This is a genomic window from Streptomyces sp. DSM 40868, from assembly GCF_011820545.1.
Lineage (GTDB): Bacteria > Actinomycetota > Actinomycetes > Streptomycetales > Streptomycetaceae > Streptomyces > Streptomyces eurythermus.
Genome location: NZ_CP050504.1, coordinates 8,611,971 through 8,631,361, shown reverse-complemented (window position 1 = coordinate 8,631,361; position 19,391 = coordinate 8,611,971). Strand labels below are relative to the sequence as shown.

The 19,391-nt window shown below is 70.6% G+C and carries 22 protein-coding genes; 10 read left to right on the top strand and 12 right to left on the bottom strand.

Going from position 1 to position 19,391, the window contains the following annotated elements; all coding sequences use genetic code 11:
* Nucleotides 1–277 precede the first annotated feature (277 nt).
* Nucleotides 278–832 carry a DciA family protein gene (locus HB370_RS38885; RefSeq protein WP_106980700.1) on the top strand — a complete coding sequence of 185 codons (555 nt, stop codon included), beginning with the start codon at nt 278–280 and terminating at the stop codon, nt 830–832.
* Between the two features lie 381 nt (nt 833–1,213).
* On the opposite strand, the gene HB370_RS38880 is transcribed toward HB370_RS38885, so the two are convergent.
* Nucleotides 1,214–1,366: a hypothetical protein gene (locus HB370_RS38880; RefSeq protein ID WP_157855590.1), complete on the bottom strand. Its 153-nt coding sequence runs from the start codon at nt 1,364–1,366 to the stop codon at nt 1,214–1,216.
* A 75-nt stretch (nt 1,367–1,441) separates the two neighbouring features.
* Nucleotides 1,442–1,948 (bottom strand): hypothetical protein, encoded by a 507-nt coding sequence (locus tag HB370_RS38875; protein WP_051815830.1) that lies wholly within the window; start codon nt 1,946–1,948, stop codon nt 1,442–1,444.
* Between the two features lie 199 nt (nt 1,949–2,147).
* Here HB370_RS38875 and HB370_RS38870 point away from each other — a divergent pair, with 199 nt between their 5' ends.
* Together HB370_RS38870 and HB370_RS38865 are read left to right on the top strand one after the other, a co-directional pair.
* The gene (locus HB370_RS38870) at nt 2,148–2,549 is read left to right on the top strand and encodes a hypothetical protein (RefSeq protein WP_051815832.1); all 402 of its coding nucleotides are present in this window, start codon (nt 2,148–2,150) and stop codon (nt 2,547–2,549) included.
* Nucleotides 2,550–3,101: 552 nt separating this feature from the next.
* Nucleotides 3,102–3,269: a hypothetical protein gene (locus tag HB370_RS38865; RefSeq protein ID WP_157855591.1), complete on the top strand. Its 168-nt coding sequence runs from the start codon at nt 3,102–3,104 to the stop codon at nt 3,267–3,269.
* 154 nt (nt 3,270–3,423) lie between these two features.
* Here the strand turns inward: HB370_RS38865 and HB370_RS38860 are convergent.
* A protein-coding gene (locus HB370_RS38860) for an IS5 family transposase (protein ID WP_167345746.1) occupies nt 3,424–4,232 on the bottom strand; the annotation gives its coding sequence in 2 pieces (ribosomal slippage) (nt 3,424–3,893 and nt 3,893–4,232; 810 coding nt in all).
* Between the two features lie 176 nt (nt 4,233–4,408).
* Entirely contained in the window at nt 4,409–4,804 is a 396-nt protein-coding gene (locus tag HB370_RS38855; protein WP_051815834.1) for a hypothetical protein, read from the bottom strand.
* A 143-nt stretch (nt 4,805–4,947) separates the two neighbouring features.
* Between HB370_RS38855 and HB370_RS38850 the strand changes: the two genes are divergently transcribed.
* The 3 genes from HB370_RS38850 to HB370_RS38840 all read left to right on the top strand — a co-directional run bounded on the left by HB370_RS38850 (nt 4,948) and on the right by HB370_RS38840 (nt 6,558).
* On the top strand, nt 4,948–5,196 hold the full coding sequence (locus HB370_RS38850) for a hypothetical protein (RefSeq protein ID WP_030785808.1): 249 nt from the start codon (nt 4,948–4,950) through the stop codon (nt 5,194–5,196).
* A 491-nt stretch (nt 5,197–5,687) separates the two neighbouring features.
* Nucleotides 5,688–6,017 (top strand): hypothetical protein, encoded by a 330-nt coding sequence (locus HB370_RS38845; RefSeq protein WP_157855592.1) that lies wholly within the window; start codon nt 5,688–5,690, stop codon nt 6,015–6,017.
* Nucleotides 6,018–6,117: 100 nt separating this feature from the next.
* Nucleotides 6,118–6,558, top strand: a complete 441-nt coding sequence (locus HB370_RS38840; protein WP_030785811.1) for a hypothetical protein — start codon at nt 6,118–6,120, stop codon at nt 6,556–6,558.
* A gap of 131 nt (nt 6,559–6,689) precedes the next feature.
* On the opposite strand, the gene HB370_RS38835 is transcribed toward HB370_RS38840, so the two are convergent.
* Nucleotides 6,690–7,805: a hypothetical protein gene (locus tag HB370_RS38835; protein WP_037702141.1), complete on the bottom strand. Its 1,116-nt coding sequence runs from the start codon at nt 7,803–7,805 to the stop codon at nt 6,690–6,692.
* A gap of 367 nt (nt 7,806–8,172) precedes the next feature.
* Nucleotides 8,173–9,636, bottom strand: a complete 1,464-nt coding sequence (locus HB370_RS38830; protein WP_342450978.1) for a phosphopantetheine-binding protein — start codon at nt 9,634–9,636, stop codon at nt 8,173–8,175.
* Here HB370_RS38830 and HB370_RS42575 point away from each other — a divergent pair.
* Nucleotides 9,581–10,072: a helix-turn-helix domain-containing protein gene (locus HB370_RS42575; protein WP_348273515.1), complete on the top strand. Its 492-nt coding sequence runs from the start codon at nt 9,581–9,583 to the stop codon at nt 10,070–10,072. The genes HB370_RS38830 and HB370_RS42575 overlap by 56 nt on opposite strands.
* Before the next feature lie 200 nt (nt 10,073–10,272).
* On the opposite strand, the gene HB370_RS38820 is transcribed toward HB370_RS42575, so the two are convergent.
* The 6 genes from HB370_RS38820 to HB370_RS38795 form a co-directional block, all read right to left on the bottom strand.
* The gene (locus tag HB370_RS38820; protein WP_244405849.1) at nt 10,273–11,094 is read right to left on the bottom strand and encodes a M20/M25/M40 family metallo-hydrolase; all 822 of its coding nucleotides are present in this window, start codon (nt 11,092–11,094) and stop codon (nt 10,273–10,275) included.
* Nucleotides 11,095–11,169: 75 nt separating this feature from the next.
* The gene (gene tgmC, locus HB370_RS38815) at nt 11,170–12,342 is read right to left on the bottom strand and encodes an ATP-grasp peptide maturase system methyltransferase (RefSeq protein WP_030785826.1); all 1,173 of its coding nucleotides are present in this window, start codon (nt 12,340–12,342) and stop codon (nt 11,170–11,172) included.
* Nucleotides 12,339–13,295, bottom strand: a complete 957-nt coding sequence (tgmB, locus tag HB370_RS38810; protein ID WP_030785828.1) for an ATP-grasp ribosomal peptide maturase — start codon at nt 13,293–13,295, stop codon at nt 12,339–12,341. The genes tgmC and tgmB overlap by 4 nt, the downstream gene beginning before the upstream one ends.
* A 5-nt stretch (nt 13,296–13,300) precedes the next feature.
* Nucleotides 13,301–13,549 (bottom strand): putative ATP-grasp-modified RiPP, encoded by a 249-nt coding sequence (gene tgmA, locus HB370_RS38805; protein WP_030785830.1) that lies wholly within the window; start codon nt 13,547–13,549, stop codon nt 13,301–13,303.
* A 92-nt stretch (nt 13,550–13,641) separates the two neighbouring features.
* Nucleotides 13,642–14,697, bottom strand: a complete 1,056-nt coding sequence (locus HB370_RS38800; protein WP_030785833.1) for a threonine/serine dehydratase — start codon at nt 14,695–14,697, stop codon at nt 13,642–13,644.
* Between the two features lie 249 nt (nt 14,698–14,946).
* Nucleotides 14,947–16,332, bottom strand: a complete 1,386-nt coding sequence (locus HB370_RS38795; protein ID WP_078637594.1) for a helix-turn-helix transcriptional regulator — start codon at nt 16,330–16,332, stop codon at nt 14,947–14,949.
* A gap of 203 nt (nt 16,333–16,535) precedes the next feature.
* Between HB370_RS38795 and HB370_RS38790 the strand changes: the two genes are divergently transcribed.
* The 3 genes from HB370_RS38790 to HB370_RS38780 are packed head-to-tail and all read left to right on the top strand — an operon-like array spanning nt 16,536 to nt 19,278.
* The gene (locus HB370_RS38790; protein WP_030785841.1) at nt 16,536–17,537 is read left to right on the top strand and encodes a Gfo/Idh/MocA family oxidoreductase; all 1,002 of its coding nucleotides are present in this window, start codon (nt 16,536–16,538) and stop codon (nt 17,535–17,537) included.
* Nucleotides 17,534–18,787: a DegT/DnrJ/EryC1/StrS family aminotransferase gene (locus tag HB370_RS38785; protein WP_030785843.1), complete on the top strand. Its 1,254-nt coding sequence runs from the start codon at nt 17,534–17,536 to the stop codon at nt 18,785–18,787. The genes HB370_RS38790 and HB370_RS38785 overlap by 4 nt, the downstream gene beginning before the upstream one ends.
* Nucleotides 18,784–19,278, top strand: coding sequence for an NUDIX domain-containing protein (locus HB370_RS38780; RefSeq protein ID WP_051815836.1), 495 nt, complete (start codon nt 18,784–18,786; stop codon nt 19,276–19,278). The genes HB370_RS38785 and HB370_RS38780 overlap by 4 nt, the downstream gene beginning before the upstream one ends.
* Nucleotides 19,279–19,391 lie beyond the last annotated feature (113 nt).

The following is a 19,391-nucleotide window of genomic DNA, read 5'->3' as shown; positions in this document are numbered from 1 at the left end:
CCCCGTAGCCGCCCGGTCCCGCGCAGCTCGCCAGCCACGAGTGTGGCACCACCGTCCCGCCGCCTCATGAGGTTTCCGGTGATGTTGTGAACCCTGTGGTTACTGGGGTTCAGGGCGCCTGGGCGGGCGTGGGAACTGGTTCGGCAGACGGCGCCGATACTGCACACCTTCACGCCTTCTTACGCTTCTGTGGTTACCCCCGTCGTTCCTCACCAGCTCTTGCGGCTGTTCCGGTGAAGGCCGTGGGGCTGAAGGCCGTCGGCCGGAGCGCGCGTGCATGCTCGCGCGCCAGGCCCTGGCCGCAGCCCGGGAGGCGGCGAAGAAGAACGGCGGCACCCGTGCGGCAAAACCGCAGCGGCGCACTGGCACGGTCGTACGCCGTGACGGCCGTGAGCCGCTTCCGCTGGGCGCGGCGATCAGGATGATGATGACCGAGCGCGGCCTGGTCGTCCCAACCGCCGGCGGCAGCGTCCTGGCCCAGTGGGAGACCATCCGTGCCGCGGCCGCGCCCGAACTCGCCGGGCACGTCCAGGCGGTGAAGTTCGATGCGGACGTCGGCCGCCTGGACGTCGCCCCCGACGCTCCGGTGTACGGCACGAAGGTGCGCTGGATCGCGCCGAAGCTGGTCGCGGCCGCCAACGAGAAGGCGCCCGGTGCGAACGTGCGCGCCCTGCCGCCCGCCCCCGGAAAGGCCGGCCCCGCCACGGTGGCCGCCGATCCGACCTCGCCTCCGCCCGCCCCGGCCGCGCCCGCGCCACGTCCCGTTCCGTCAGCCGGCTACCGCCGCGCTGCGCCGGGCCCGCGCCGGGGCCATCGTGCCCTCGATGTCTAGCCCCGGCAGGTGGCCGGTGAGGTGGCGTGATCAACCACGCTGGGATTTGCCGCAGCCTTACCTGCCGGTCGCACTCACCTGGGCCAACCGTTCGGAGAATGTCTGTACGTTGACGCGGGTTTGGCGCTCCTCGATGAGTTCGCGCGCGCTGAGCGCTGCCGCAATGCACAAGCGGAAGACGTTTCGTTCGTCGCCGTTCAGCAGCCGGTGAGCTCCCGTCAACGCGATCCATGCCGACAGCCGGCGGGGAGAGCGGTCGCAGTGCGCGGACCACCAGGACGGCAGGTTCGCTGCGAGCCGATCGCTGTACGCCGTCGGCGCAAAGAGCGATGGGGTGTCGTCCAGGAGGGCCGCCTCTGCGCGGCGCAGGAAGTCGACCGCCTAGTCCTCATCCATGTTCTCGTCCCCCAGGCACGCCAGGAGGATGCCGAAGTAGGGAACGGACAGCAGGACGCCGTCAGGCCAGTCGCCGGGACGCTCACCGAAAGTCTCGGCGAAGGTCTCCATCAGGACGGCGTTGGGTTCACGGTGCACAGCCCACATGTACCCCCTGGTTCGGGCCGTGAAGGGCAGAACACGGTGGCTGGGGAAGCGGATCGCCCGTACGAGCTACCCCGATTGTGCCCAGCCATCGGCGACCGGTGGCCACCTTCCGTCAGGCCGCTGGCCGACCGGCGCGGCACGGTCGGCGGGCTGGTCCAGTTGCTGCTGGCGCCGCTGCTCGTCCCACTCCTGGATGACCGTGCGCAGCATGCCCACGTACTCGGAGTCGGTATCGCGGGCCGCGATGCTGCGCAGGTACGCCTTGGCTCCCTGAAGGAGGCCGGATTGGGGGTGTACCTGCACCAGGGCGCGGTGGGTGCCGCGCCCGAGGTGATGGCTCCAGGAGTCGACATCGACTTCCCCCTCCGGCGCGGCGACGTGCCCGTCGACGAAGCCGCCCGCGGCGGTGGTGCAGCAGTTCCAGCCGTAGTCGATGACGCACCGCTCGCAGGCAAGGATGCCGCGCATGTCCGGGTAGCGGCGTTGCCACTCGCCATCGAGGGCGACGATGTCCCCGGCGAGCGGGATGTTCTTGGCGCACAGGCAGCACCGGATGCGGAACGCGACGGACACGGTGGAGCTCCCTATCAGCTCGCGGGCCGGACCCGCTCAGCCTGGCAGTCGGCCCCGGGTTTGAAACCTCGCCATGCCGCACCCTCGTCGTCCCCGTCGGCAGAGGCGGCCTCGCCGTGGACCTGGACGTCCTCTCCCCCCGGGCGCGCTCGCCGAGGCCATCGCGCAGCATCCGCTGCGCTCGCGCAGTGACATCTGGATGGAGCACGAGACGCCGATCCGGGACTGCCAGCCGGACTGGCCCATGTGGTACACCGAGGCCGAGGCCGCGCTCCCGGAGCGGCGCCCGTGGCGCGGATGGGCGTCCTACCCGGACAACTCGCTGATGCCGCCCGTGGAGTACCTGGAACGGGAGGCACGGAAGATTTCGTCGGACTGGCACATCCTCGGCTACCGCCCCGACACCCCCGTGGCCTCGGTCGAGGCCGGCGCCGCCGACCGACGCATGACGCTCGCCATGGTGCTGACGTACCTGCGCGAGCGCGGGCGGCCGGTCGCCGACTCCACATGGCGCTCCTACGTCGCGCGGGACCAGGCGCCGCGCCCGGTGAACAGGGTGGAGCGCACCCCCCTGTGGGACCAGGCCGACATCGACGACTGACTGGCCCGCCAATAGCCCCTCGGGCCCGCGCCGTGCTCCACGCCGTGCGGCGGCGCCGCGGCTTGTCGTATGGTTCGCCGCAGGTGCGGCACGAGGCGGTAAAGAGCGCGGCGGCCGGGGTCATGCGGTCGGCCCGCCCCAGCCAGCCACACCCTTGGCCCCGCCTTCGCGGGGATGGCTCCACCTCGCGCGCCTGCGCACCCTCACGCCATTCTCCGGAAGGACCCCCGCCGTGACGCCCCTTGACGCCCTGCTCGCCCGCGTACGCTCGCTCAGCCCCGAGGACATGGTCGACATCGTCCTGGACGCCCGGGACCTGCTCATGGACAAGCGGGAGGTGTGGGCACAGGCGGTCATGGCCGCCATGGACGCGGCCCCGGCCGACGACGCCTACGACGACGCGGGCAACGCCCTCTGGGACGCAGCGAAGGAAGCGGTAAAGAGCGCGGTGGAGGCCATTGCCGAGGTCGACGCCAACAGGGCAACGCCTGCGAGGTCACCTGGTGGCGGTCGGCACGCTCCGGCCCGCCCCCCACGATCGGTATCGCCACCGTGTCCGTGGACGAACTCGTCACCTGGGATCACATCTACGACGCCGTCAAGGAGGCCTCCCTGCACACCATGCAGGACGTCCTCCACCACGCCGGGGGAGCCGCCACCGTCCAGGGGGCCATCAGCCCCGAGCAGTACGCCGCCCTGACTGGCTTCCTACTGTCGTAACAGGCGCGGTCGGCCGGTCGTTGCGCAAGCCGTGGTCGACCTGACCGTCGCCTTCACCGCCGACCAGCTCAGACGCCTGCGCGTCGAAGCATCCCGGGACGGCGTCACGAACGTGGCCTGCTGGGTGCGCGACCGCGCCCTCTAACTGATCGTTTCAGAATGACTTTCGAAGGCGTCGAAGGCAGATGATGCTGCAGGCGAGGTCGAGTAGTCCCTGGTGGAGATCCGCGCGTCGCTCGTAGCGGGTGCGGAGGCGCTTGAACTGGTGGAGCCAGGCGAAGGCGCGCTCTACGGCCCAACGCACCTTGCCGAGTCCAGAACCGTGGGCGACGCCTCGTCGGGCGATCAGGGGTTTGATGCCGCGCTTCCACAGCAGGCGGCGGTACTTGTCGAAGTCGTAGCCCCGGTCAGCGAACAGCCGCCGGGGCCTGCACCGCGGGCGTCCTCTCAGTCCTCGAATCGGCGGTATCGCGTCCAGCAGAGGCAGCAGTTGGGTGACGTCGTGGCGATTGCCTCCGGTGAGCGTCATAGCGAGCGGGGTGCCACAACGGTCCACGATCACATGGTGCTTGGAGCCAGGCCGGGCACGGTCGACGGGCGAGGGGCCGACATGGTCCCCCCTTTGAGAGCCCGGACGTGCGAACCGTCCACGGCGCAGTCGTCCAGGTCCAGCAGGTCCGCGCGGCGCAGTTCGGTCAGCAGCGCGGCGTGCAGGCGGGGCCAGACGCCGGCCTCGGTCCAGTCTCGCAGCCGGCGCCAGGCCGTGACTCCGGAACAGCCCACGGCCTCGGAGGGAACGTCACGCCAGGCGACACCGGTCCGCAGCACGTACATGATGCCGGCCAGCGCCGCCCGGTCCGGAACGCGCAGCCGCCCGGGACAGCGAAGGCGCCGTGCGGGAGCGGGCGGCAGCAGCGGAGCCACCCGCTCCCACAGGTCGTCAGGAACAAGATCAGCACGCATCCCGACACCCTGCCGACCAAGTTCGCGGAGGGCAAGACCTATGCCAGCTCATTCTCGAACGATCAGTTAGGCCAGCGTCGCGGCCTGGCCCTTGCCTGCTTTCTCGGCGGCTGGGCGGGTCCCGGAAGCTGTAGCGGCGCGACCTCGTGGCAAGGACGCTGCCGGACGAGACTGACTCACTCGGCGCGTTCCGCTGACAAAGCAACCAGCACCCGCTCGCGCAGCAACTCATACTCCTCGCGGCACCGCCGCGGTCCCTCTGGCGGCCGATGCACCACCTGGCCGTTGACAACGCTGGCGCCGTTGAGGACGCGGAACTGATCGGCCGTGAGGTCGACCTCGGTACCGTCAGACAACCGGTTCCAGTAGTGGTTCCACGCCTTGGCGCCGTTCATGTGCACCTCGCCATGGATCAGGTCCCCGCCCAGCAGATCCTGGACCACCAGCGCCGTCACTCCGCACTGGCTCCAGGACGGGTTCTCCGGCCGCCACTCGTCCCTGCCCGCTGGGTCGCATGTGTCCCGGCCCCAAGCGGCCTCAACCAGCGGCCGCAGCATCTCCACATTCAGCATCCCAGGAGCATCGCACAGGGGTACGACAACGACTCGGCGCGATCATCGGCGCCCGGGACCCCACGTCGGCGGATGGCACTGGGCAGGCGCGAGCCCGGTTTCCATACCGGGCCCCGTCGGCCAGGCCGTGCTGACGCCGGCCAGTGGAGGAGTCGGCCGATCAACCGGTCCGGGTCGAGGTGCTCGCGTTACTGGCCGGGCAGCACCACGCAGTCGGCGTCGGCCAGGAACTCGCAGACCTCCAGGCTCAGCCGGGCTTGAAGAAGCAGGCAAAGGCCGTCCGGGTCGACGTCTCCGGCAAGATGGCCAAGCAGCAAGCGCCGGTACGTGCGCAGGCCGTCGATGCGCAGGGCCAGGAACTCATTCTGAAACGATCAGTAAGCCGCCGATGACCGGGACGAAGAACGTCGGTACCTTGCCAAGATCAAGCTCGAAGCCGGCTTGTCGCCACCGCCCGTCCCCATGCCCACCACACGGGCCGGCGCAACGGAGTAGCGGGACGGAGGCCGATATGCAGCCTGGTTTGTCGCACGTTGATGCAGGAGACGAGTTCGAGTACCTCACCCCCGTTTTGACGGCCGTCCACGAGCTGCACGCAGCTCTCTCGCCGAGGCTGACGTCTCGCACATCGTCGCGGCGGGCGAGACGATCTCCGACGGTGTCGACGGCCTCGGTACTGGTGGGCTCGCGTATTCAACTGTCGTCAGTTCCTCCGGGAGTCCGTCCTGCTGGTCACCCGGTGTGGTTGCCGAGGCCGCTGCCCACCGCTGTGTCTGGCCCACGCCACGTAGCCAACGAGGCCGTCCGTCAGCCCCGGTAGGTCGCCCGAAGCGCCACGTCGCGCACCAGATTGGGCGATGATGATGGGATGACGATTAGGCGTGTGGTGGCAATCGTGACGTGCGCGGTGGTCGCCATCTTGGGGTGGTTGTTCGCCGTATCGCAGTGGGAGACAGCGAGCCGGATCGCAACGGTGGCCTCCGCGCTTGCAGGCGTGGCGGCGGTAGGCATCGGGATCTGGGCAGCACTCCCTGGAGCTGGCCAAGGCGGCATTGCCGTACGTGACACCAGCTCCGCGAGGACAACAGGGCCGGGCGACGCGGTCAGCGGATTCCAGGGAAAGAAGTCCTCGGGCACCGTCACTGTTGAGCGGACCGGTTCTGCCGAAGCTACGGGAGAAGGCAACGCCATCAGCGGATACAGCGAGAAGTGACACCGGTAGGAGGTTCGACGTGGTGGAACGACGGCGGCGTGTCGAGGTCCGGGACACGGGGGCGGCCACTTCCGGACCCGGAGGCGTGTCAATTAGCGGCATGCACAGCGGTGACATCACCACCGTGCAAGTACACGTGACACAGGGAGCAGGTCACGGCGACGACCCCACCGAGAAGGTGAACGAGGCCATCATTGCCTTCCTTCAGTCGGGCTGGGAGTTCGCGGAGGCGGCTCACCTGCAATGGGAATCCAGCTTGCTGGTTCCCCGGTGGGACCGCGAGAGGCTGGCCCAACTGGGCCGCGTCGTGGAGCAGGACGGAACCCGTGTGCGCGTGCTGTGCCCTGACCTCATCAACTGGGTGGACAGCATGAACAAGGGACTGAGGATGGTGGATCAGGGGATCGAGGAATGGTCTAACCCGGAGATCGACAAGCCGTCGTTCTTCCCCGCTGTGGCGATGCCGCACCTGGTCAGGACTCTGAATGGGCTTGAGGATCACCTCGCCGACATGGGCAGTGAGCGCGCTACCGATTCCTGACCGCACCCAGTGTCACCACAGGATTCGTCGTCCGCTGACCGGCCAGCGGACGCGACGGCTGAACTCGACGGAGTCGGCGTTCCGGCTATTGGTGGGCTCTCGTGTCAACCGTTGTCGGCTCCCCAAGGGACTCAGCCCGCTGGTGATCGTGCGTGATCTCCGGAGGCGTATCGGCTCCATGTGCCGCCAGTCTCGTTGCGGAGCCGGGTGGTGGTCTTGTGGTGGTAGCCGAGCGCGTCCGCGACCACGGGGGCGGGCATGTCGAGGAGCTGCTGGCGGATGGCGGCGCCGCGGGCAGCTGCGGCCGGGACCCCGATCTCGTTCAGCAGCGCGGACAGGTGATCGGGGCGGGCTGGCTGGCCGGCCCTGCGGCCGGGGAAGAGCCAGCGGGACGTCGGGTTGGTCGCGGTGTTCATGTTGTCGCGGTGTGCGATGTGTTCCAGAAGCAGGTCAGTGACCGGCGCGGGGATCGGTGAGGGTGACTCCCCGAGCCGTAACAGCACGGTGTCGCCGTCGCGGATGACGTCGTCGAGGGTGAGTCGGACGATGCGGCTCACGGGCTGCGCGTAGAGGAGCACGATGATTCCGGCGACTCGGAGCCGCGTCGGTGTCTCCGTGTCGGTCAGCAGTCGGCCGAGGGCGTCGAGGCGCTCGTCGTCGCTCAGTGCGTCCCGCCGGGAGACCTTCATGGCCGAGATGGAGAGGAAGCCTGGGCAGCGGCGGGTCTGCATGGCCCAGTTGAGGAAGGCTCGCAAGCAGGTGCGGCCGTGTTCGGTGTTCTCGGCCCACCACGCGTCGATATCGAGCTGGCCGCAGGATGCGAGGTTGGTGTTCCGCTTGCCGAGCCAGTGCAGGAAGGCGGTCGCGTACTTGATCTGTTCGGCGGCGAACTGTCGGATGCTCGGTGTGATGTGGCTCCGCTCGGCGCGGGCCCGCAGCCGGGGGAGAACGCGCCAGGTTGCGTAGAGCTTGATCGTCTTGGTGTGCTCGGGGTCGGCGATGCCGGCCAGATGCCCGGGAAGCCAGCGCTGGAAGGAGCAGAGGTACTTGTCGGCCGCGGGAAGGACTCCGCACGTCGTCAGGAGTTCTTCGAGGTGGGCGGCGGCCCGCCAGGGCTGGAGCTCGTGGAAGGCGTCGTGGGTCAGGGGGATCTCGCCGAGGCCGAGCCGATGCAGCAGTTGTGAGGCGTTTCCCGGCTGGCCGCGGCGCATCTCCAGCCAGGCCGCCCCGCTCCTGGGCTTGTCCATTGCCACCAGCAGGTCGAACAGCGGGACCAGCGCGGGACGGATGCGGCCGGTGCCGTCGTCCAGGAGCGCGGTGAGGCGGTCGGTGAGCGTGCAACGTTCGCAGAGCCGCCCGTGCAGGAGCTTGCCCTCGAAGCCGCAGCGTGAGCAGTCGAAGGTCTGGGAGAAGCCGGCGCAGGTGGTGCAGATCGCTGCCCCATCGCCGGGGCGGAGCCCGGGAAGGGCCCGCTCCTGGCTGCATCCCGGGCGGCCGCCGCGGTGTCCGCCCGTCTGGATGGGCTGCTCACGGTGGGGTTCTTGCCGATGCCGGCCTGGCGGACGGGGCGAACGCGGTCGCGCGGCTGCTTGCCCGTCGGGGCGCCGTCTGCGGTTATCGCGGGGAGGGCCAGGCGATGTCGGTCTCGACCGGTTGGGTGTAGTCGACGTCGGTGACGCCCCATCCGTAGAGTTCACGGACCTGGGCCATGAACCAGTCGGCCCCGGCTCGTGCCTGGTTCAGTCCGTGTCCGGGGTCCGACCACAGCTGTCGTACCCGCTTCTGTACGGTGTCGTCGAGTTCCCAGCCGTCCAGGCGGATGCGGCCCTCGTCGTCCAGTGTCAGTGGCGTACGGCCCTCGAGCTGGTCCCACAGTTCGATCGCCTGGTCGGCGGGGCTGCGGAAGGCGTCCTCGCCGAGGATCGTGCGCAGGAAGGCGGTGTACAGGGCGATCGACGGGATCGCGCTGGATGCCTGGGTCACCGCGGCGCCGGCCACCACGGTGAAGGCCCGGCCGCCTGCCGCGGTCAGTGCGGGCGAGGCGGCCAGGTTGCGGGCGATGGTCTCCAGGTGCTTTTTGGCGGCGCCGATGGTGCCCGCGCGGTAGACGGGCGCGGTGACCTCGGAGCCGACGTAGGTGAGGGCGATGGTGGTGAACCCGGGGGCCAGGAGGCGGCGTCCGGCCAGCGCGGTGACCCACAGCGACCAGTCCGTGCCGCCCATGACCGCGATGGTGGCCTGCTTCTCTTCCTCGGTGCCGGGCTCCAGCCGGATCCTGGACACCGCGGGCTCGGAGCCGGTGAAGTCCAGGGCCGGGGCCTCATAGCAGTCCCCGAGCGGTTTGATCACCGAGTGGTGCACGGTACCGGTGACGGGGTCGGTGCGGCGGGGAGCGGCGAGGCTGTAGATCAGGTAGTCGACGGGCCCGTAGCGCTGCTCGACCAGGTCCAGGACCTGCTTCTTGCCGTCCTCGGAGAACGCGTCGGCGTTGAGGAAGGTGAAGTCGCCGCCTGCCTGCCGGGTGAGGCTGTCAGCGGCCGCGGTGCGGTACCAGCCGGCCGAAGCGGTCCGCCGCCCGGTGTCCGCGCTCTCGAAGGCGACGCCCACTCCCCTGATGCCGTGCTGTCGCAGACCGGCCAGAAGCGTGGCCAGCCCGTACCCGGCGGAGTGGCCCAGAATGAGCGCGACCGGCCGGCGTCCGCCGACCTGTGCGGGGATCTGCTGCCAGGTACGGCGCACGGTGGCCGCGGCGCCCTCGGGGTGGGAGTTCACGATGAGGAACCCACGCTGTTTCGGGGTGATCTGGCGCATGCTCATGCCGAACGTCCGTTCTGCTCGCTGTGCGGCGGGCGAGGAGCGGGCGCACTCTTCGACGGTGCGCAGCCGGCCGGTCTCCTCGCCCGGGGTGATGACGGACAGCCGTGCTTCCAGGTCGGTCACGAGCTCGGCCAGAGCCAGGCTGTCGATCTGGAGGTCCTGCTCCAGTTGCCCGTTACTGGGGATCGTATCGACGCTGCGCTGGGTGATTTGCGACAGAGAGTCACGGAGTTGGCGCTCGGTCGTTGTCAGCTCTGGCATTGACACCGCCCTCTCCTACCGTTCGGCGGTCCGGGCCGGGCGTAGGCACGTCATCAGGGCCTGTGGGGTGACCGGCCGCGGGTTGGGCTCCGGCAGCCTGGTGACGGGCGACGGTGCAGTTGCGGTCGTGTCCGTCCTCGTCTGGGCTTCGCCGACCGCTGGCCATCGCTACCATCTCGCGCGATCATGGCAGCGTCCGTCGCATGCCAGGAGGTATCCGCTCATGCCGAACAAGACGCCGGCTCGCCGGCTCACGCCCGGCCCGGACCGCGACAAGCTCGCCCAGGACCTGAAGAAGAGGTACGACTCGGGCGCAAGCATCCGGGCGCTGGCCCAGGAGACGGGCCGCTCCTACGGCGGTGTGCATCGCCTGCTCGAAGACGCCGGGGCAACCTTCCGCTCCCGGGGCGGAGCATCGCGCCGCACCGAGTCCTGACCTGCGGGTGCGGGCGTACGGTGGAGGTAGGGCGAGATGGAAGCCGAGCGTGTTGGAGGCGGAGGACACTGCGGTGCGGCGCCTGCTTGACGCGCACCCTGACGAGTACCGGCACCTGCTCGACGAGGCGAAGGCCGAGCTGCCGGTCGGGCCCTGCGCTGGGAGCGGATCTGGGCGGAAGTTGGGACGCGTCTGGGACGTCAGCCGGCGAGGAGGCCGAGGACGGCCCGCTGGTAGACGGCGTACACCGTGGGGAGTTCACCGAGGTGGGCGCGCTCGTCGCTGCCGTGCAGACCCTCGTAGGGCACACCGAAGCCGGCGGTGGCGGCGATCCCTTCCCCGGCGAGCAGGTTGCCGATGTTGGACGGGCCCGCGGTCTTCGCCCGCACGGTGAGTCCCTGTGCGGCGGCGGCGCCGAGGAGGGCTGCGGCGGGCTGCTCGTCCTCTGTGAGGCGGAACGGCGGCCACACCGCGACCGGGGTGACCTCGGTGGGCGCCGGGGCGGGCAGTTTTGCGTCGAGCTCGGCGACGGCCTTGCGGATGAGGGTTTCAGCGTCGTGTGCGTCGAAGCCGGGGGTGGTCCGGACGTCCACGTTGATGTCGACCCGATCGGGCACGACCGAGAAGCCCTGTCCGCCCTGGAAGGCGGTGACCGACAGCCTCGGCGGCAGCGGGAACTGCGAGCCGTCATCCACGCCGGGCAGGCCGGTGGTGTCCAGGAGCCGTACAAGGTGGGCGGCGCGGGAAATGGCGCCGATGACGGTCTTGCTGGAACCGGAGTGCCCGGCAGGGGCGTGCACCGTGATCGCGGCCCGCCACAGGCCCCGTCCGCCGACCACGATTTCGTCCAGTCCGGGGTAGCCGATCATCACCCCGGCAGGGCGGGCCGCGCGCGGGTCGGCAAGGTAGGCGCGGGCACCGCCGAAGCCGCCGGTGTGCTCATCGACGTCCAGGAGCACGGCGAGCCCCCCGCTCAACTCGGCGGCCCGGGGCGCGAGATCGGCGGCGATATGGCAGAACATCGCGGCGGCGGACCAGGTCCGGCTGCTGGGCCACCGCCGTCTCGATCGCCGCCAGATACGCCCTCTCACCGTATGTCAGGCGACGCGGTGTTCCCACCGCAAGGCCGGCTTCTCGCCGATCCGGTAGGTGTGTGCCTGAGGTGTGATCTGAAGACGGACAACACTGAGATCGGGGCGTCCGGCCTCCTGCCAGGCGATGAGTGCGTCCTCGATAGCGTCCCACAGCGCAATTGGGCCGCCCTGGCGAACGGTCCAGCCGTGGCCGTTGTCGTTGAGCTGGGCGAAGGACTCCCGTTCGGCATCGAACAGGTACACCGTCTGTTCGCCGCCGTCGGCGACCGCCGTGACCAGCTGGGCGCCGGGAGTGGCGAGCTGGGCGAGGAAGGCCGGCGTCCACTTCTGAAGCAGCTGTGGGGCGATCGGGGTGTGCCGCTCGGTGTCGGCGTAGGCAGCCCGGGCCGACAGGTCCCCGGCGAGTGGGGTCGCGGCCTGGGAGCGGGCGGGCATGAAGGAGGAGCGGCCGATGATCCGGCCCTCGGCGGTGCCGTCGTCCCGCGCCGTGACCTTGGCCAGTGCGGTGCCGTACGTCCAGGAGCCGACGGTGGCCAGGATCGTGCCGCCGGGCTTGGTCTGCCGCACCCAGGTGTAGGGGATGCGGCGGACCGCGCAGGTGGCGATCACTTTGTCGTACGGGGCCCGGTGAGGATGGCCGAGCAGGCCGTCTCCTGTCACGGTCCAGGTGGAGAAGCCGGCGGTCTCCAGCGCGGCGTCCGCCCGGGCCGCCACGTCAGGGTCGACCTCGACGCTGGTGACGTTGTCCTCGCCGAGCCGGTGGCACATCAGCGCGGTCGAGTACCCCGTGCCCGTGCCGATCTCCAGCACTGACTGGCCGTCCTCCATCTGCAAGGCCTCGATCATGCTGACCACGGTCTTGGGGATCGTGGAGGAGGAGGTCGGGAAGCCGCGGACGGGTTGGGCGACCTGGTCGGCCGTCAGGTGGCCATCGAGCTGGGTGACCAGCGACTGGTCACTGTAGGCGATTTCCGCCCACTCCTTCGGGTCGGTGCCGAGCACGGTCACTGGCCTCCACCGCCCGTCATCGGTGGGCAGGAACACCCCGGGCTGCAGGAACAGCTCGCGGGGCACCGCTTCGACCGCTGCTCGCCAGGCCGGGCTGGTCAGGTCGCCGTCCGCTTCGAGGCGGTCGGCGAGCGCCCGGCGCTCGGCGGCCGTGTCGGGCAGAGTCATGATCCTCCTTGTTCGAGCAGGTCGGCGAAGGCGGCGGTGAGTTTCAGCTCCGTCTCGTCCTCCAGCCAGCCCCATTGGCCGTTCGGATTCAGCTCGAGCCAGTGAGCGTTCCCCTGGCGGTCGACGGCGAGGTCGAAGCTGCCCGAGGCCAGGCCGAAGTGCTCCAGGTAGGCGATGAGCGTCTTCTCCAGCCGGTCGGGCAGGTCGGTGACGCTGTAGGTGAGCGCGCTGTAGTCCTGGCGCCAGTCCAGCAGGTCGGAGTCGATCCGCACGGCGAACACCTGCTGGCCGATGACCACCACGCGCAGGTCGGCGACCTTGTCCACGCGGGCCTGGAACAGGTGCGGCACCACGGTGATGGACTCGTCCAGTTCGTCGGCGGTGACCGGCTCGGTCCACGTGGTCATCCCGTTCTCGCCCCGCCGGTAGGGCGTCCAGCGCAGCACCTTGTAGACCACGTCGCGGTGGGTGGCGATGAACTCCCGTACCTGGCCGAGATCGTTGGAGACCAGGGTGGGCGGTACGGTCAGGCCCAGGCGCTGGGCCACCGCCAGCTGCAGGGGCTTGTGCTCGGCCTCGAAGTTGCGCAGCGGGTGGTTGACGTACCGGCAGGAGGGGAGCGCGTAGAGCACGCCGCCGAGTCCGTGCCGTACCTGGGCGACGGCGAACCGGGCGTCCGCCTCGTCCAGGTGCTCGAAGGCCGGCCAGGTCGGCCGGCGCCAGTACAGCGAGCGGATGTTCTTCAGGTCCGCGGTCCTCGACGGGGTGCGGACCTGCCCGGCCACGGGGGCCGGGCAGGTGCCGAACCTGGCAGAGACCGCCAGGTCGCCGCCGATGTCGGCAGGGTTGAACCTGACCACCGGCACACCGCGCCGGTTGAGCTCGGTGATGACCAGGTCGGCGGTCTGGTCGTCCGCCTCGGTGGCCACCACCACCGGTCCCATATCCGTCATGGTCATCAGTCCTGGGTGCTGTCCTGGTCGTGGTCGGAGTCGTTGCGGCTGTCCAGGTTGGTGGACTGCGGGTTGGTCTCGGTGCCCTTGCTGGTGCCGTGCTTGCCCATCTCCACCACCTTTCCGGCCGCGTCGCGGAACACCCCGGTCTGGGTGGCCGGGTCGATGGCGACCGTGGCGAACCCCGGCTGGTGCACGCTCGGGTATGGCCGCATCCGGCTGATGCCCCATGGGCGGACAGCGGTCTTTTGCATCTCGGATCACTCCTCGTGTTGGTCTGGTGCGGATCTTGCCTCTGACGTGCTGTGCGGGGGCGCGCGGGCTCCGGGCGCCCCCGCCGGGGCAGTCAGTGCCCTGGGCTGGTGCGGATCAGGTCAGTGGGGTCGGTGTTGGCACCGCACAGGACGACGCAGACTTTCTCGCCGTTGCCGGGGCGGTAGCTGCTGCCGGGAAGGTGGGGCCAGCGGGGCGGGGCCAGGTCGCGGTGGTGCTGATCGGGAGAGGTGAGTGCGGCCAGCGCGGTGGCGGCGCCGTGTTCGACGGCGAGTCTGCGGTGGTCCCACAGCATCTGCCGGGCGCGGATGATCTCGGTGTCAGGGACGAGGACGCAGTGCACGCGGTCCTGGCGGGCGGCGTCGAGCGCCATGGTGGAGGTGCGGCGGGCGCCGAGGGAGTCGGCGGCGATGGAGTCGACGGTGACGTCGATGGGGCGGCCGGTCTGCAGGGCGGCGTTGAGCGCGCGGCAGTTGTTCGGTTCGACGGCAACGGTGCGGATGCCGTGGTGCTGGGCGGCGGTGGCGACTCCCGTGAACAGGCCGCCGCCGCCGACTGCGACGACGACGGTGTCCAGGTCGGGGATCTGCTGGCGGATTTCTTCCAGGAGGGTGCCGGCTCCGGCTGCGATCAGGGGGTGGTCGTAGGCGTGGGAGGCGAGGGCGCCGGTGGTGGCGGCGAAGTCCTGGCACGCGGTGAGGGCGTCAGCGTATTCGGTGCCGGTCAGTTGCACGTCGGCGCCGTAGGAGCGGAGCTTGTCGACTTTGACCTGGGGTGCGGTGGCGGGCAGGAAGACGGTGGCGGGGACGCCGTGCCGGCGGGCGGCCCAGGCGCAGGCCAGGCCGGCGTTGCCGCCGGAGGCGATCGTTACCCCGGCCGTGGGGAGGGTGCCGGCGTCGCGGTGGGCCTGGAGGAAGTTGTGGGCGCCGCGGGCCTTAAAGCTGCCGGTGTGCTGCATGAATTCCAGGGCCAGCCAGACTTGGCAGGGCTGTTCGGGCCGGTCGTCGAGGGGGTCGCGCGGGCCGGTGCGGATCGCGCCCCGGTCGAGGGGGGTGAGGGTGACGGGGCGGATGTGTCCGGTGATGCGGTCGGTGGCGGCTTTGATGTCGCCGTAGGTGAGCTGATGCACGGTGATGTTCCTCAGGGAGGGGTCAGGGCCAGGTGATGAGCTGGCTGGGGGCTGCGGCGCCGTTGGCCGAGCACGGATCGGGAGGGACCTGGATCCCGGTGCCGGTCAGTACCGCGGCCAAGGCGTGGAACGGGCAGGGATGACCTTCGCCGGGGCAGACCACAGCCGGGAGGGTTCGGGGTGCGCCGCTGTCCCGCAGGCGTCGGGCCCGCAGGCCACTGCGCGGCCATCAGCGCGGCGGCCAGAGGGTCACGTCAGGACGCCGACGCGCGCGGCGAGCCCGCGTAGCTCGGTGGTCGTGCGCCCGGAGATCAGCAGCCCGGATACCAGGGACTTCACCGCCGGGCGGGCGTGGGTCTCCTCGGGAGCCTGGTGCTCGGCGGCCAGAAGCGCGCGGATGCACTGGTCGCGGCGGCCCGAGCGGGCGAAGGCGGTGGCGACGTCGGTGTAGTAGCGGGCGCGGCGTTCGGTGCTGGGCAGGCTCCCGGGCGCCACCGCCTTGGCCGCGGCGAGTGCCGCCGCGGGGTCGCCGGCGGCGTTCTCCGCGGAGACCAGGTGCAGTTGGACGGTTGTGGGGCTGAATCCGCCACCGTGATCCCGCAGCACGGTGGCCGGGCCGAGTTCCTTGGCGATCGCGGCGGCTTCGCCGGTCAGCTCGCGCATCCCGGCCGCGTCGCCGGCGCGGGCGGCGGTGTAGGCGGCGGACTGGATCAGCAGCCCCCTCTGGGCTGTGAGCGCCGGATCCCCACTGCGGAGGGCGGGGTGGTCGGCGGCGGCCAGGGCGAGAGACAGTGCCTGCTCGTGCCAGTCGGCTTTGCGGGCCAGGACCGCGAGTTGCCGCGCGGCCTCCGCGATCAGCAGGGGATCGCCGAGGGCTTCGGCTGCTTGGCGGGCACGGTCGGCGGCCATCCAGCCGAGCTGCTGCTCGTCCAGTTTGATCAGCATGCGCGTGGCGAGCAAGTAGCTGTGGGCCAGCAGCCCGTCGTCCACGGCGTGGTCACCGGTGGCGCGGGCGTGGGCGCCGCGCAGGAGCCGGGGCAGACGGACGGCGAGGCTGCCGTACTGGCAGGTGTGGAAGTCGGTGAAGGCGCGGGCCAGGTCGGTGCGCAGGAAAGTCGGCGGCGGCACGGTGGTGTCGGTGTGGAGGCCGAGCATGGCGTCGCGGACGCGCGCGACCAGGTTCTCGCCGGTAGCGTCGGCGGCGGGTGTCGTGCCCGTGGGCAGGATGGGGGCGCCCACAGCCGCGGCAGCTGTGACCGCGAGGTTGGCCAGCAGCTTCCTGCGCCGCACCGGATCCTCCCCGTCTTCTGGACGAGCTGTTCCCGCCAGCCTAGGGCGTGGAAGGCGCGGGTAGGCGGCAGTTGGACCGATTCTGCGTCCGTGCCGGACTTCTGGCGGGGCGGTCAGGCCGAACACCTGCGGTGGGATGTCGAGGGCGTCGGCGAAGCGTCGCAGCACGGTGACGTCCGTCAGGGGTGAGATGCCCCGTTCGTAGCGGGACACCTGGGCAGCGGAGTAGCCGGTCAGCTTCCCGAGCTGTGCAAGGGTCAGGCCCTGCTTCTTGCGGGCGCGCCGGATCAGCTTGCCCAGGCTGCCGTCTGCCGTTGGAACTGGCTGTGCTGTGACCGCGTCCATGCCCGTTCCCCGCTCGCCGGGAGTGTGCCGCCGCACACCGTAGCGGCGTGGGCTGCCCAAGAACAGGGGTTTTGCACCAGATGCAAACCGTTTTTCGGCCCATGACAACACCCCTGCCGCCGCGCTGCGGGTCGCGGTGTCCTTGACGGGCAGGCGGCCCGGACGGCGGGTCGCCGCCGCGCATCCGAAGGGGGATGTGAGCGATGACCGTACTCAAGAGGGCGGCCGTGGTGGGGCTCGGCGGCCAAGCCACCGGTGACCACCTTCCCGGCCTGGCTCAGTGCCATCTCGCCGAACTCGCCGGCGTCTGCGACCTCGACGCCAGCCGGGTCTCCGTCGTGAGCGACAGGCACCGGGTGCCGGGCTTCACCGACGTCGAGCAGCTGCTGCACGAAGTGCGGCCGGACTTCGTCGTTGTCGCGGTGCCGCACCACGCCGGCCGGGACGTCGTCGCCGCGTGTGCCAAGGCGGGAGTGCATGTGCTGAAGGAGAAGCCGTTCGCAACCGACCCGCACGAGGCCGCCGAACTGGCCGCGCTGTGCGAGAAGGCGGGGATCGAGCTGATGGTCACTGTCCAGCGCCGCTTCCACCCCGTCTACGCGGCTACGCCTGCCCTGCTGGAACGCATCGGCGAGCCCTACCTGGTCGAAGGCCGGTACACCTTCCGCTGCCCGGACCCGGCCGCCGGCTGGCGTGGCCGTGCACAGCTCGCTGGCGGCGGATGCCTGGCCGACATGGGCTACCACCTCATCGACCTGCTCCTGTGGTACCTCGGCCTGCCCGACCGCGTCCTCGCCGGCATCTCGGCCGCCGCAGTACCGGAGGCTGAGTACGACGCGGAGGACACCGCCCTGGTGCACCTCTCCTACGATCGCGGGCTGCACGGGTCGCTGCTGGTCTCCCGCTCGGCCGGACCGAAGACCGAGCACCTCGCCATCACCGGCCCTCACGGCACGCTCACCCTCGGCCGCGGCGTCGTACGCCTCCTCGACCCGGCCGGACAGGTCGTCGAGTCCCTGCTGCGCGAGCCGGCCTGGCCCTGCCCGCCCGCCGCGCTGATCGACCGCTTCTGCCACGTCCTCGACGGCACCGCCACCAACCCCTCGGGCCCGGCCACGCACCTGCCGCACGCCGCGTTCCTGGCCGCCGCCTACGCCTCCGTCGCCACCAACCGCCCCGCCGATCCCAAGGAGTACCTGGCATGAACGACTCCACGCTGGCCCTGCTCGGCGGCACCCCGGCCATCACAGCCGCGGGCCCGCACTTCACGTGGCCGCCGATCGAAGACTGCGACCGGCGCGCGGTCGTCGCGCAACTGGACACGGCCGTCTCGATCCCCGACCGTTCCGGCATCGTCGCGGACCTGGAGGACGCGCTCGCCGCCTACCTCGGCGTCCGGCACGTGGTGACCACCTGCACCGGGACGGCCGCGCTGCACTCGATGTACGCTGCGGCCGGTATCGGCCCCGGCGACGAGGTCATCATCCCCGCCCTCACCTTCCACGCCACCGCCACCCCGCTCTTCCACCTCGGCGCCCTCCCTGTCCTCGCCGACGTCGACGACCGCGGCCAGCTCGACCTGGACGACGCCGCGCGCCGCATCACCGCCCGGACGAAGGCCGTGGTGGCCGTGCACCTGTGGGGGCTGCCGGAGGATATGGACGCGCTGACCTGGTTCGCCGACGAGCACGAGCTGATGCTGCTGGAGGACGGCTCCCACGCCCACGGCGCCACCTGGAACGGCCAGCTGACCGGCACCTTCGGCACCGCCTCGGCGTTCAGCCTCAACGGGCCCAAGCCGCTGTCCGCCGGCGAGGGCGGCTTCGTCGCCACCGACGACACCGAGCTGTACTACCGAGTGCTGCTCCACGGCCAGTACAACAAGCGGTGCCGCCGCGAGATCCCCGCCACCCATCCTCTCGCCCGCTATGGAGTCACCGGCATGGGGCTGAAACTGCGCATCCACCCCTTGGCCGCGGCCCTCGCCCGCACCCAGCTCACTCGTTTGGAGGACCACCTCGCCGGACGCCAGACGATCGCGGCCCGGATGTGCGCCGCCCTGGACGGCGTCCCCGGCATCCGCATCCCCGCCGTACCGGCCGCTGCGCGCGCGTCGTGGTACGCGCTGCCGCTGCGCTACGAGCCCGCCGAACTCGGCGGCCTGCCAGTCGGGCGGTTCCTCGACGCCCTCCACGCCGAAGGCGCCACCGAAGCCGATCAGCCGGGCTCCACCTGCCCGCTGCACATGCATCCGCTCTTCCAGGCCCCCGGCTCCCTGCTGCCCGGCTACGCTGGCGGTCACCACCAGCCCGCCGACAACTTCCCCGCAGCTGAGCACGTGCACGCCACGACGCTGAAGCTGCCGGTCTGGAGCGGCGCCGACGACGTCTGCCTCGCCGACGCCTACACCGCCGCCCTCACCAAAGTCGCAACCCACGCGAAGGACCTGACGTGACCACCTTCACCGTCACCCCCGACCTTTTGGACGACCTCGCCCGCACCGCCGCCCAGGACGGCATCGAGAAGATCGTTGTCGGCGCCGTCATCGCCAGCGAGGACGGCAAGGTGCTGCTGCTGCACCGGCCGGCCGACGACTACCTCGGCGGGCTGTGGGAGCTGCCCTCCGGCGGAGTCGAACCCGGTGAGGGCCTGCTCGATGCCCTGGGACGCGAGGTCGCCGAGGAAACCGGCCTGACCGTGACCGAGGTCGGCACCTACCTAGGGCACTTCGACTACCGCTCCGGCTCCGGCCGCCGCACCCGCCAGCACAACTTCACCGCCAGCGTCACCGGACAGACGGTCACACTCAGCGAGCATGACGCCCACATGTGGGCGGACAACGGCCAGCAGGATCAAGTCTCCAGTGCAGTCCAGGCCGTCCTGGGCATCTGGCGGCAGACGTGTCCCCGGCAGGTCCGCTCCCCGTCCACGCAGCGGAACGCATAGCAGGATGGCCGACCAGTGTCGCCGTCTGAGACCACGCAGTCATGGGTGGCAGGAAGCGCTGGGCAGAAACAGCCAGGCCGGCCCCAACCGCCGTGGGGCCGGCCCGTTTCTCA

What these genes read in the sequence shown, in the direction of transcription:
- HB370_RS38835 (WP_037702141.1), bottom strand. Translation starts at nt 7,805, where the DNA reads ATGGACAAGCCCAGGAGCGGGGCGGCCTGGCTGGAGATGCGCCGCGGC.
- HB370_RS38820 (WP_244405849.1), bottom strand. Translation starts at nt 11,094, where the DNA reads ATGTTCTGCCATATCGCCGCCGATCTCGCGCCCCGGGCCGCCGAGTTG.
- HB370_RS38790 (WP_030785841.1), top strand. Translation starts at nt 16,536, where the DNA reads ATGACCGTACTCAAGAGGGCGGCCGTGGTGGGGCTCGGCGGCCAAGCC.
- tgmB (WP_030785828.1), bottom strand. Translation starts at nt 13,295, where the DNA reads ATGACGGATATGGGACCGGTGGTGGTGGCCACCGAGGCGGACGACCAG.
- HB370_RS38785 (WP_030785843.1), top strand. Translation starts at nt 17,534, where the DNA reads ATGAACGACTCCACGCTGGCCCTGCTCGGCGGCACCCCGGCCATCACA.
- HB370_RS38855 (WP_051815834.1), bottom strand. Translation starts at nt 4,804, where the DNA reads ATGCTGAATGTGGAGATGCTGCGGCCGCTGGTTGAGGCCGCTTGGGGC.
- tgmA (WP_030785830.1), bottom strand. Translation starts at nt 13,549, where the DNA reads ATGCAAAAGACCGCTGTCCGCCCATGGGGCATCAGCCGGATGCGGCCA.
- HB370_RS38870 (WP_051815832.1), top strand. Translation starts at nt 2,148, where the DNA reads ATGGAGCACGAGACGCCGATCCGGGACTGCCAGCCGGACTGGCCCATG.
- HB370_RS38795 (WP_078637594.1), bottom strand. Translation starts at nt 16,332, where the DNA reads ATGGACGCGGTCACAGCACAGCCAGTTCCAACGGCAGACGGCAGCCTG.
- HB370_RS38830 (WP_342450978.1), bottom strand. Translation starts at nt 9,636, where the DNA reads ATGCCAGAGCTGACAACGACCGAGCGCCAACTCCGTGACTCTCTGTCG.
- HB370_RS38840 (WP_030785811.1), top strand. Translation starts at nt 6,118, where the DNA reads ATGCACAGCGGTGACATCACCACCGTGCAAGTACACGTGACACAGGGA.
- HB370_RS38885 (WP_106980700.1), top strand. Translation starts at nt 278, where the DNA reads ATGCTCGCGCGCCAGGCCCTGGCCGCAGCCCGGGAGGCGGCGAAGAAG.
- tgmC (WP_030785826.1), bottom strand. Translation starts at nt 12,342, where the DNA reads ATGACTCTGCCCGACACGGCCGCCGAGCGCCGGGCGCTCGCCGACCGC.